This window comes from Stenotrophomonas sp. GQ19 (assembly GCF_059758695.1).
This window is the reverse complement of the sequence record NZ_JCAXES010000005.1, coordinates 65,160-79,032: the sequence shown is the minus strand read 5'-3', so window position 1 is coordinate 79,032 and position 13,873 is coordinate 65,160. Positions and strand designations below refer to the sequence as shown.

1 protein-coding gene is annotated in these 13,873 nt (G+C 70.7%); it reads left to right on the top strand.

Translation table 11 applies throughout. The features are described 5' to 3' along the window. The first annotated feature begins 110 nt into the window (after positions 1-110). Positions 111-13,733, top strand: coding sequence for a filamentous hemagglutinin family protein (locus AC6CHL_RS11450; protein WP_498294415.1), 13,623 nt, complete (start codon positions 111-113; stop codon positions 13,731-13,733). Positions 13,734-13,873: the final 140 nt, after the last annotated feature.

Genomic DNA, 13,873 nt, shown 5'->3' with positions numbered 1-13,873 from the left:
AACGCATTGCCCTGTCACGCTGTTTCCCGTTGCCAGGGAAAGGCGTGCCGCGTAACGCGGTGACCTGCGCTTGTCCTTATCAGCGAACGATATTGCGACGGGTGACGGCGATGGTGAAGCAGCAGAACGGTTCGGTTGTCGGTGCATCCCTGCGTACGCCGCAGGTACGTCCGCTGGCGCAGGCCATCGCAGTGATGCTGGTGGCCGGCGGCGTGGTGGCCAGCGCCACCGCGCAGCAGGCCTTCAGCCCGGCGTGGTTCGCCAACAAGGGCGTGCAGCAGCAGAACGCGGTGCAGAGCGGCCGCCTGCCCAACGGCATGCCGTCCAACCTGGCGCGCACCGATGCGCAGGCGCAGAAGGCGCGCGACACGCTCAAGACCTCGCTGGACAATCTCAACACCGCCGCGCAGGCCATCGCCATGCAGCAGCGCATGCAGCAGACCGCGCGTGATGCCGCGCGCCTGCGTGCCGGCAGCGTGCCCGACGGGTTGGGCGAAGGTGGCCTGAAGGTGGACGACGACGCGCTGACCCGCGGCTGGTCCAACGCCAGTGGCCCGGTGCAGAGCAGCAAGGACGGCACCACCACCGTCAGCATCGCGCAGACCGCCGACAAGGCCATCCTCAACTGGGAAACCTTCAACGTCGGCCGCAACACCGTGGTCGACTTTGACCAGCAGGCCGGCTGGTCGCTGCTCAACCGGGTCAATGACCCCTCCGCGCGACCCTCGCAGATCCTCGGCCGTATCCAGGGCCAGGGCACGGTGATGCTGGTCAATCGCAACGGCGTGGTGTTCGACGGCGGCAGCCAGGTCAACGTCAAGAATCTGGCCGCCGCGGCGGTGAACATCAGCGATGCGCAGTTCCGCAAGGGCCTGTACAGCGACGCGCAGGGCAGCGGCTTCATTCCCACCTTCGGCAACGAGGTGACCACCACCGCCAGCAGCTTCAGCCATGCCGCCGCCAGCGGCGATGTGGTGGTGGAGCGCGGCGCGCAGATCACCACGCACGTGCCGGCCTCGGTCACCGACGGCGGCGGCTATGTGCTCATGCTGGGCCGCCAGGTGCACAACCACGGCCAGATCACCACCGCCAACGGCCAGACCACGCTGGCCGCTGGCGATGCGTTCGTGATCCGCAAGGGCCTGGGCACCGACCAGAACCTGACCTCCACCACCCGTGGCAACGTGGTCAACACGCTGCGCAGCCCGGTGGCGGCCGCTGCCGATGCAGCCCCCGCCAGCGGCGTGGTCAGCAACACCGGCCTGGTCCAGGCCAGCACCGGTGACATCACCCTGGCCGGTCACGACGTGCGCCAGCAGGGCACGCTGCTGTCCACCACCTCGGTGCATACGCGCGGCACCGTGCACCTGCAGACCGAGCGCAGCGACACCACCGGCCGGGTCACGTTCGGCGAGGGCAGCACCACCGCGATCGTGCTCGACCCCAGCGCCACCACCGCGCTGGACGTGCAGCGCGAAACCCTGGTGCAGGACTCGGACAAGCTGGGTGACGGCATTGCCCACCGCCGTGACCAGTCGCTCGTCCAGGTCAGCAGCGGCGGCGACGTCGGCTTCGAGGCCGGCAGCCTCACCCTGGCCACCGGCGGCCAGGTGTTCGTGGATGCCGTGGGCAGCAGTACGGTGGGCGAGGGCGCGCGCATCGACGTGGCCGGCTACGTCGGCGTCAAGATCGCGATGGAAGCCAACAACGTCCAGATCAACGTGCAGGGCAACGAGCAGCGCGACGCGCCGCTCAACCGCGACGATAAATCGCTCAACAGCAAGAACATCTGGCTGGACCGCCGCGACCTGGTGCTGGTGCCGGCCGGCACCAACGGCTACGAGGCCGACCGCTGGTACACCGCCGGCGGCCTGCTCGAAGTAGGCGGCTACCTGGGCGTCACCGGGCACGGCATCGGCGAGTGGTCGGCGCAGGGCGGCACCGTGCAGTTCAGCGGTGGCAACGTGGCCACCGCGCGCGGGTCCAGCATCAACCTGTCCGGCGGCGCGCTGGACGTGCAGACCGGCTACGTCAACCTGACCCACCTCAAGGGCGCCGACGGCACGCTGTACAACGCCTCCACCGCCCCCGGCGACCTGCTTTACACCGGCCTGTACCGCGGCTTTGAAGACACCCACGCGCGCTGGGGAAACACCGCGTTCTACTACAACCCGCTGATCGCGCCGCAGCGCAAGCTGGAGAACGGCTACACCGTGGGCCGCGACGCCGGCCGGCTGATCGTGTCCACCGCCCAGGCGCAGCTGCAGGGCGAGGTGGACACCACCACCTTCCAGGGCGAGCGCCAGCAGCGTGCGCGCGACGCCGCGCTGGATGGTTACCAGCAGGCGCAGACCAGCGTGGCCCGCCAGGGCCAGCTGGTGGTGGGCGGCTACCTGCCGTTCTACGACAAGGACAGCGGCCAGCAGCGCTTCAGCCCTGCGCCGCTGGTCGAGCGGGTCACCGTCGGTGAGGGCACCCACGCCGACGCCGGCACGATCGCGCTGGACGCGGCGTGGCTCAACGCGCAGGCGTTCGGTGGCGTGGCGGTGTACGCGCACGCCGGCATCAACGTGGACCAGGCCGTCGAAGTGGCGCACGGCGGCAGCATCGCCCTGCATGCCAGCGACGTGCGCATCAACGCCGACCTGCGCGCCCGTGGCGGCAGCATCGCGCTGGGCGACATGGTGGTGCAGCACACGGCGTCCGGTACGCCGTGGCTCGATCTGCCGATCAGTGCGCGCCCGGGCGACACGCTGCTGCACCAGGTCATGGTGGGCGACAACATCACCCTCGATGCGCGCGGCCTGTGGACCAACCAATGGCAGGATCCGGCGTCCATCGCCGGGTTGCCGTTCGTCGACGGCGGCAGCGTGTCGCTGCGCAGCACCGGCAACGTCAGCCTGGGCAAGGGCAGCCTGATCGATGTGTCTTCCGGCGCGGCGATGGGCGTGGACGGCGACGTGGCGGGCGGCAAGGGCGGCAACGTCACCCTGGCCGCCGGCCAGAACATGGGCAGCGGCGTGCTGTCGCTGGATGGCAGCATCCGCGCGCACGGGGTCAAGGGCGGCGGCGCGCTCAACATCGAAAACGGCACGCTGGTGAGCATCGGCGGCGACATCCCCGACGCCGTCGAACACCTGGCCGCCGGGCAGGCCAGCACCCTGCCGGTGCGCCTGGCCGCCGATGTCATCCTGCAGCCTGGCGACATCATTCCGCTGACCTTCTCCATCACCGTTACCCACGTGTCCGGCGGCAAGCCGATGCCGGTGACGGTGCGGCCGGAAGTGAGCAGCACCAAGCCGGTCACCACCCAGGCGGCGTGGGTGCTGCCCACCACCGTGCAGCTGGCCAACTACGGCCCCGTGCGCTACGCCGGCGAGATCCTGCCGGCCGGCACCACGCTGTGGACCATTGCCGACCTGCAGGCCGGCTACGTGGTGCCGGCCAATGTGTTCCCCGGTGGCCTGCCGATTCCGGCGCAGACCTCGCGCTACACCGCCGGCAGCGTGGCCACCGCCGCCATCACGGTACCGGCCGGCACACGCCTGCCGGTGGGCACGGTGTGGCAGCGCGAAGTGCCGGTGCAGTCGTTCCTGGCGCTGGACACCGGCCTGTTCCAGTCCGGCTTCAAGCAGTACAACGTGATCGGCCGCGACGGCGTGTCGGTGGTGGACGGTGCGCAGCTGGAGGTGGCCATGCCGCTGCTGCAGGTCGACCTCGCCGCCGCGCGTGCACTGGCCAGCGGCGAGGATCCGCACGGGGCGCTGTCGACCTGGCTGCCGCCGCTGCAGCAGGATGATCCGGCAACGGGCGCGGTGACGCTGCGCAAGGGCGCGGGCCTGTCATTGACGGCCGGTACCGCGCAGAACGCCGCTGACCTGGAGATCGGCACGGGCAGCCGGATCACGGTGGATCCGGGCCAGGCCATCCAGCTGACCGGCAATGCGCAGATCACCCTCGACGGCACGCTGCAGGCACGCGGTGGCCGCATCAGCGTTCTCGGCGGCGACCTGGGCGAAGGCCCGCTGCTCAACCGCCCCAACGGCATGCCGAACGCGCGCTCGATCTGGATCGGCGAGCACGCCCTGCTGGACGTGTCCGGCGCCGCCTACACCGCGCTGGGTGCCACGGGCGACCGCCAGGGCAAGGTGCTGGACGGCGGCACCATCGAAATCGGCGCGCGGCATGACCTGGCCTCGCGCGACCTTCCGGCCATCGATGCGTTCGTGGTGGTGCGCGAGGGCGCCCGCCTGGAGGCGTCCGGCGCGCAGGCGGTGCTGGACCTGCCCGGCCTCGGCCAGACCCCCGTGGCCAGCCACGGCGGCGTGATCGCGCTGAGCGCCAGCAATGGCTTGTTCGTGGATGGCCGCCTGCATGCCGCCGCCGGTGGCAGCGGTGCGCGAGGCGGCACGCTGGCGTTGAACCTGGAAACCCCGGTCTACGGCCAGGTTGACCGCTGGACCAGCAAGGGCGCCGAGGTGGACGATGGCGTGCGCATACCGCGCGAGCTGATCATGGAACAGCAGTACAGCGGCAGCGGCCTGGGGGCCGACGTGGTGGCCGGTGAACGCGACCCGACCCTGGCCTACGGCAAGGCGCGCTACGGCGTGGATGCCATCCAGGCCGGTGGCTTCGACACCGCCTCGCTGTACGTCAACGGCCTGCTTGATTTCGACGGCAACGTGGCGCTCAGCATGCGCCAGGCGCTGTACCTCACCGCCAGCGCGCTGGGCCTGGCCACCGACGCCGCACGCGACAGCCAGGTCCGGTTGGAGGCACCGTACCTGCGGCTGTCCGGCGCGGCACGTCGCCAGATCGACAACACGATCATGCCCAACCCGGTCACCGGGTCGCGCAATGCCACCCCGGCCACCGGTTCGCTGGGCGTGGCCACGCTGGCCGACGCCGCGGCGATCACCTTCGCCGGCGACCTGGTCGACGTGGTGGGCGCGGTCGGCTTCGGGGCAAAGGGCGAGATCGTGCGCAACGCCGTCGATCCGCTGGTGGTCGAACGCGATGCCTTCGGCACGGTGCGCATCCAGAGCCAGGGCGACCTGCGCCTGCGCGCCGCCGACTTGTTCTCGCCGGGCAACACCACCCTGGCGGCCGCGCAGATCTACGGCAGCGGCAACGTCACCGTGGGCCTGCGCAGCGCGTACAACGAGTGGGGCGCGCTGACCACCGAACTGGACCCGGACCGCGTGCTGGACATCCAGCGCGTGGGCACCGCGTTGCCGCCGCAGCCGTACAGCGTGTTCGGCAACATGAGCTTCGGCGCGGCGGTGATCAACCAGGGCGGCGTGCTGCGCGCGCCGCTGGGCACCATCACCCTGGGTCGCGCCGACGGCACCGGCCACACCGGGGTGGTCAACCTGCTGCCGGGCAGCATGACCTCGGTCAGCGCCAAGGGCCTGGTGATGCCCTACGGCGGCACGGTCGATGGGCTGGTCTACAACTACAACGGCGTGGACGTGGCCTACCAGGGCGTGGGCGGCGAACCGAAGGTGGAGTTCCGCTCGCACGCGGTGAACGCGCAGGAAGGCGCGGTGCTGGACCTGTCCGGCGGCGGCGAACTCACCGGTGCGGCGTTCCTGTCCGGCCGCGGCGGCTCCACCGACGCGCGCCTGCACCCGCTGGTGCAGATGGGCCGCGACGGCTTCACCCTGCCGGGCCTGGCCACCAACCCGGTGTATGCCATCGTGCCGGGCGTGCAGGCCGGGCAGGCGCCGCTGGGCAGCGAGCGCGGCGCCGGCGACCCGGCCATCGGCCAGCAGGTCACCATCGGCGCCGGTGTGCCGGGCTTGCCGGCCGGCACCTATACCCTGTTGCCGTCCACCTATGCATTGCTGCCCGGCGCGTTCCGGGTGGAACTCAACGGCCTGGCCGGCAGCGCGGCGGCTTTCGGCACCACCCAGGCCATGCGCAACGGCTCGTGGAGCACCTCGGCACGGCTGGGTATTGCCAACACCGGCAGCAGCGACGTGCTGCCCACCCAGCTGGTGGTGACCGCCGCCGATACCCTGCGCAGCTACGCGCAGTACAACGAAACCAGTTACGCAACCTTTGCCCTGCAGCAGGCCGCGCGTGAAGGCGCACCGCGCCCGTTGCTGGAGCGCGACGCCAAGGCGATCAGTTTCAACGTGACCCCTCCGGCCGTGGCCGGCGGGCTGGACCTGCCGCCGCTGCAGTTCAACGCCACCGTGCTGGACGCACCGGCGAGCGGTGGCACCGGTTCGGTGGCCCGCCTGGTCAATGCCACCAACTACGAAATCCTCGCCGATGGCGGCCAGGCCAGCGCGGACTTCAACGGCGTGTCGGTGCATGCCAGCGAGCTGAACCGCATCGGCGCGGCACGCCTGGAAATCGGCGGGCAGCTGCGCAGCACCTATGCCAACGCAGGCACCGGCTCGCTGCAGTCGGCCAACGTGATCACCCTCGAGGGCAGCTCGGGCAGCAACAGCATCGTGCTGCGTGCCGGTGCACAGCTGCAGGCCGCCGACGTGTTCCTGATGACCGGCCGCCAGGCCGGCGGCATCGTGCTGGAGCAGGGCGCGGGCATCAACACGCTGGGCCAGGGCGCGGCCGCCTACGACGCCACCCAGGGCTACATCTACGCCCCCGGCCGCAATGCGCTGCTGGCGGTGTCCAACGGCCAGATCAACCTGCTGGCACCCGACGCGCCCGACACCCAGGGCAATGGCGCCGGCAGCATCGAGATCGGCGCGTGCGCGGTGGGCGACACCTGCACCGGCCAGACCCGGCTGTACTCCGAAGGCACCATCGCCACCGCCACCGACAACCGGTTCGTGCTCGGCGATGCGGTGCGCTACGGCACCCGCAACCTGTCCCTGGCCGTGGGCGGCATCAATGTCGGCAGTGCCGAGGCCATTGCCGACGCCACGGCGCGCGGTACGTTGCCCTCTGGCATGACCCTCAACCAGGACGTGCTCAGCCGCCTGCTGCTGGGCGACACCAGCGTGGGGGCACCGGCGCTGGAGGCGCTGTCGCTGACCGCACGCGAGTCGGTGAACTTCTACGGCGACGTGTCGCTGTCCACCTTCGATGCGGTCACCGGAAAATCTGCGCTGAAGCAGCTGGTGCTGGGCACGCCGGCCATCTACGGATACGGCGATGCCGACGCCGTGGCCCGCATCCAGACCGACACCCTGGTCTGGAGCGGCGCGCTGGCGCCGGCCGGCAGCATCATTGCCGACGGTCCGGGCACCGGCCACGGCCAGTTGGTGGTGGACGCCCGCGAGATCGTGCTGGGCTACGGCCCGCGCACGCAGCCGGACACCGTGCGTACGCAGGACCGTCTCGCACTGGGCTTTGCCGGTGTGCACCTCAACGCCAGCGAGCGCCTCACCGCCAACCAGAAGGGCAGCCTGAGCGTGTTCGAGACCCAGGGCGACTGGGACCCGGCCACGCGGTCGTATGCACGCCGTGGCGGCGAATTGTTCATCACCACCCCGCTGCTTACCGGCGCGGCCGGGTCGGTCAACACCATCACCGCCGGCGGCAACCTGCAGGTCACCGGCAACGGTGCCGCCGCCCGCCCCGACAACGCCACCCTGGCCGGCGCGCTGGGTGCGGAAATCGCCCTGGACAGCCGCGCCGGCAGTCTGCTGCTGGACACCGCCGTGCTGCTGCCGAGCGGCAAGCTCCGCCTGGCCGCGCAGGGTGACGTGCGCCTGGCCGACGGTGCGCAGCTGGACCTCGCCGGTCGCCGCATCGCCTTCTTCGACACCGCCAAGTACAGCTGGGGCGGGGACGTGGTGATCGACAGCCGCAGCGGCAGCGTGCAGCAGGCGGCCGGTGCGCGCATCGACCTGGCCGCGCAGAACAACCGCGCCGGCGCGCTCAGCGTGCGTGCTGCCAGCGGTGCCATCGACCTGGCCGGCGCGCTCCTGGGCGGCAGCAGCGGCCATTACGACGCCGGCGGCACCGAGGTGCCCTACAGCGCCGGTCGGATCGACCTGCATGGCCAGTCCATCGCCGATTTCAGCGGCCTCAACACCCGCCTCACCCGCGATGGCGTGACCGGCGCGCGCAGCTTCCGCATCGGCCAGGGCGACCTGGTGCTGGGCGACGAGGTGGTGGCGCACGCGGTGGACATCGGCCTGGACAACGGCCAGCTCACCGTCAACGGCACCGTGGATGCCAGCGGCGAACAGGCCGGCAGCATCCGCCTGTCCGCGCGCCAGGGCGTCAGCCTGGGCAGCACGGCGGTGCTCGACGCCAGCGCCAGCGTGTTGCGCCGTGACAGCTACGGCGTGGCGATCGATGCGCCCAACCGCGCCAGCATCGACATCGATGCCGGCAGCGGCACCCTGGCCATTGCCAGCGGCGCCCGCATGGACCTGCGCGTGGCCGGCAGCGACCGTAGCTACGGCACGGTGGCGTTGAACGCACCGCGCGTGGGCAGCAACGACGTGGCCATCGATGCCGGCGGCACGATCGGTATCGACGGCGCGCGGGCGATCCAGCTCAATGCCTTCATCACCGACAACAGCGCGGCAGCCGGCACCGAACACACCACCACCGGCGAAAGCTACCAGGTCATCGACCAGGCCTACCTCGACCGCCTGCACGCGCAAAGCAGCACTTTCATCGACGCCGCGCTGGGCAACAGCGCGCTGGTCAACACCCGCCTGGCCGGCCTGCGCCGCTACGGCGATGCGTTCCACCTGCGCCCCGGTGTGGAGGTGGTGGCCAACCTGGGCGTCAACGCCGACGGCAACCTGCACGTGGACGGTGACCTGGACCTGTCCGCCCACCGCTACGCCAGCCTCAACCCCGCCCTGGCGCGCAGCAGCGTGCGCGGCTCCGGTGAAGCCGGTGCGCTGGTGCTGCGCGCGCAAGGCGACCTGGAGGTGTTCGGCAGCATCAGCGATGGCTTCGATGGCAGCCGCCTGGGCAGCACCTTCGACGACAACGGCTGGTACCTCACCGCCGGCCGCCAGCTGTTCGGCAGCGACGTGGTGGTGCCGCACGGCGGGCTGGTCACCCTGGCGGCCGGCAGCGTGTTCAACTCGGGCAAGGTGCTCAACTACGACCTGCCCATCGGCGACATGCAGATGGCCGCCGGCACCCTGTTGCCGGCCGATGCGCGCCTGGCGCTGCCGCTGGCCCTGGCCAAGGGAACGGTGCTGGGCGCGGCGGTGCACGATGCCTCCGGCGCGCTGTTGTACGCAGCCGGTACCGTGCTGGCCGACGCGGTCACGCTGCCGCAGGGCGCGCAGCTGTCCGCCGGCCTGCGCCTGCCGATGGCCGCGCGCATCGCGGCGATGACCTGGCCGGCAGGCGTGGCCTTGCCCGCCTCGCCGATCGGCAACCTGGTCACCCTGGCCACCGACCTGGGCTTGGCCAAGGGCGCCTTCATTCCCAGCGACACCGAGGTCAAGCTGCCCGGCGGTGCCACCACGGTCAACCTGCGCCCCACCGACGCCGACGGCAACCAGGGCCGCATCTGGGCGCTGGCGCCGATGCTGGCGGCCGGTTCGCAATCGTGGGACATCACCCTGGTGGCCGGCGCCGACCTGGCCGGCGCCGACCGCCTCACCATCGACCGCGCCGGTACCGGCAGCCTGCGCCTGTCCGACCCGCACTACGGGCAGGGCGGCGCGGTGGTGGAGATTCCTGGCACCGGCTCGCCGGCCACCTATGTCTGGGGCGATGCCGACCTGTTCGTCGAAATGATCAACGTGTTCTTCGGTGAGTACATCCTGAGTTTCGTGCCGACCTCCGGGTCTGGCTTCACCGACGACCAGCTCACCGAACTGATTGGCTTGGGCCTGATCTACAGCGGCCCGGAAAATCTCAACGACCTCGGTTACGAGGGCCTCGCCGCCGTGGATTCGCCGGAGGTCCCACCGGACAAGGAATTCAAGACGCTGCCGGGCCGCGAGCAGCTGCCCAGCGTGGTGCGTACCGGCACCGGCGACCTGCGCCTGGTGTCCGGCGGCGACATCGCCACCACCTCGCTGTACGGCGTGTACACCGCCGGTACGCCGTCGGCGGTGTTGCCCGCCCAAGGCCGCGATCCGTACAACCAGCCGCGTGCGCTGGTGACGCCCAATCCCTCCAACCCGATCGGCAACACCGTGCTCGGCGACAAGGGCAGCGTGTTCGAACACCTGGTCGACGGCGGCAGCCAGAGCCTGTACCAGGCCTGGTATCCCGAGGCGGGCGGCAACCTGCTGCTTCGCGCCGGCGGCACCATCGTCGGCGACAGCCTGGGGCGACCGAGCAGCAGTTTGCGTCCCGAAGCGCTGGGCATTGCCACCGATCGGGTGAGTTCCACTGCCGCGGTGGGCAACTGGCTGTGGCGGCAGGGCACGGGCAGCGTGCAGGGCGGGGCCGAGGGCCTGCCCACCGCGTGGTGGATCAACTTCGGCACCTACGTGGCTGCGGCTAGCGGCGCCAACTACTACAACAACTTCGTGGAGATGCCGCGGCTGATCGGCTTCACCGGGTTCGGCACGCTTGGCGGTGGCAACCTGGTGCTGGACGCGGCCGGCGATGCCGGCATGCTGCAGGGCCGGGGTGACCACGGCGGAGTTTTCATCAACCGCAGCGCCGGTCTCAACCTGGCCGTGGCCAGCACCGGCCGGGTCACCGCCGACGGCACCCTGGTGCAGACCGGCGGCGGCGACCTGGACATCCGCATCGGCGGCGGACTCAATCCCGACCCTGCGCTGCGTTCGTACACCGGCAGCAACAGCCCGCCGGTGGCCAACCTGGTCACCGTCAACGACCTCCATCACCTGGAGCTCAACGGCAGCTTCACCAACCTGCGCGGTGCGCTGCGGCTGGAAGCCGGTGCCGTCGGCGGGGTGGAACTGCGCTACGGCAGCCGCCAGGACGCGAAAGAATCGCGCCCGTACGACATGTACAGCGCGACGGCCGCCACGGCGGCGGGCGGCCCGGTGCTGGTGCTCGGTGATGCCGGTGCACGCCTGGATGCGCGCGGCGACCTGGTGCTGGGCACCGTTACCGATCCGGGCCGCGTGGCCCAGTTCAACAACGGCACGCCCTTCAGCGTGGACGGCACGGCCTACCAGGACGGTGGCTGGAGCTGGTTCTCGCTGTGGACGCCGTCCACCGCGGTGGACCTGATGGCCGCCGGTGGCAACCTCACCCCGTCGCTGGCCATGCACGACCGCAACACCCGCACCGACGCCCAGCCCACCGACGGCAACCATGTGTATCCCTCGGTGCTGCGTGCCACCGCCGCCAGCGGCAGCATCTACTACGGCACCCCGCGCACCGCGCCGACCCAGGGCACCAACAACGAGTACTTCGTGGCCGGCGTGGTGCTGGCGCCGTCGCCGGTGGACGATGTCTTCACCGCGCACGGTACCGGCCAGCTGGAACTGCTGGCGGCCGGCTCGATCTATGCCAATGGCATTGGTCTGAACATGTCCGGCGCCGACCCGACCGCGCTGCCCAGCCCGTTCAATCCCGGTTTCGTGGGCCTGGTCGACACGCTCTGGTACGGCCGCGGGTTCGTGCACAACGTCAGCCCCACCGGCCTGGCACCCAGCGTGCTGCTGTCCGGCGACGAGCCCAGCAGTTCGTCGCAGGTGTACCCGCTGTTCGCGTTCACCGCACCCAGCGCATCGGGCCATGTGTACGTGGGCCAGACGCCCTCGCGCTACTACGCGGTCAACGGCGACCTGGTGGGCCTGCGCACCGGCAGCATCGTCACCACCACCAACAACGTGCTCAGCAACGGTGCCATCCGGACCGACACCACCACCTGGTACGACGGCGGCGGCGCGGTGGCCATTCGTGCCGGGCGCGACATCGTCAATTCAGGCACGCCGTTGGGTGCGTTCGACAACGTGGGCACGGTGTACGGCAACAACAACGGCGCACTGGGCTGGTTCAACCAGCTCAAGGGCGGCGATCCTTCTGCGCCGCCCAAGCCGGCCGCCATCGCCGCCGGCACCGCGCGCGGCAACCTGATCGTGCACACCAGCGCCGATGACGTGTCAGTGGTGCAGGCCGGGCGTGACATCCGCTTCAGCACCTTCTACATCGCCGGCCCCGGCCTGCTCGACATCAGCGCCGGCCGTGACCTGTACATGGCCGACAAGGGCGAACTGCGCAGCCTGGGCCCGGTGGCCAACGCAGCCGCCGGTGACCGCAGCAGCGGGGCCGCCATTGCCGTGGCGGCCGGCGTGGGCCCGCACGGTGCGGATTGGACCGGCTTCGCCGCGCGCTACCTGGACGCGGCCAACCTGGCCGACCCCAACCGCGCGCTGGGCGAACAGGCCGGCAAGGTGGTGCGCGTGTATGGCGGCGCCACCTCGTTGGCGCAGTGGCTGAAGAGCGAGTTCGGCTACGGCGGTGACGAGGCCGGTGCCAGCGCGTTCCTGGCCCAACAGCAGCAGACCCTGGACCAGGCGCGCGATGCCGCCACCGCCAGCGGTGCCACCGGCGTGGCCAACCGCGACCTGGCCCGCGAGTTCAAGCAGGACAGCCAGCTGCATCTGGTCAACTGGCTCACCGCCCGCTTCGGCGGTGCCAACGGCCGTGGCCTGCACTTCGACGCGGCCCGCATGGACGCGCAGGCGTTCTTCGCGCAGCTGCCGGCCGAACAACAGAGCGCGTTCCTGCGCAACGTGTACTACGCCGAGCTCAAGGCCGGCGGACGCGAGTACACCGACGTGGACGGCCCGCGCGAGGGCAGCTACCTGCGCGGCCGCGAGGCCATCGCCACGCTGCTGCCGGCAAAGGACGCCACCGGCAGCGAGATCGCCTACCGCGGCGACCTCACCATGTTCAGCAGCGCCCAGTACTTCGAGAAAACCGGCGACGTGGTGGCCACCCGCCGCCCGCTGCCGGGCAAGCGCTACGTGACCGAGGCCGAGTGGATCGCCGCCGGTCGTCCCAGCGAAGGCCTGCCGTTCTACCGGGTCAACGATGCCGGCATCCATACCGATTTCGGCGGCGACATCAGCCTGCTGGTGCCCGGTGGGCGCGCGCTGGTCGGTGTCGATGGCGGGTTCGTGCCGGGGGCGGGCTCGGGCGTGCTCACCCAGGGCGAGGGCGACATCAACATCTATGCGCGTGGCAGCCTGCTGCTCGGCCAGAGCCGCATCTTCACCACCTTCGGCGGCAACGTGCTGGCCTGGTCGGCAGAAGGCGACATCAACGCCGGACGCGGCAGCAAGACCACCGTGGTCTACACCCCGCAGCGCCGCGTCTACGACAGCGTGGGCAACGTCAGCCTGTCGCCGAACACGCCCACTACCGGTGCCGGCATCGCCACCCTCAACCCGATCGCCGAAGTGCCGCCGGGCGACATCGATCTGATCGCACCGCTGGGCACCATCGATGCAGGCGAAGCGGGTATCCGTGTCTCCGGCAACGTCAACCTGGCCGCGCTGCAGGTGCTCAACGCCGACAACATCCAGGTGCAGGGCAAGGCCGTGGGCATCCCGATGGTGGTGGCAGTGAACGTCAACGCGCTGACCTCGGCCAGTGCGGCGGCCAACAACGCCGTGCAGGCCGCGCAGGACATGGTCAAGCGACAAACGCGCCAGGCCCAGCCGTCCACCATCAGCGTGCAGGTGCTCGGCTTTGGCGAAGAGACCAGCAGCGTCACCCCGGCCAAGGGCGACGACCGCTACGACCCCGACAGCGTGGTGCAGGTGGTGGGCATGGGCGAATTGAGCGCCGAGCAACGTGCGCGCATGGCTGCCCCGGGCACGCAACGGCAGTGAGCATGACGCCCGACATTTCCACGGCCACCGCGCGTGGCCACGGCCCGGTGCGGCCAACGCGCCGCAACTGCCTTGTGCGTGCAACGCCGGTGTTACCCGCGTTGCGCACCATCGCGGCCACCGCAGCGCGTGTTCCTTCC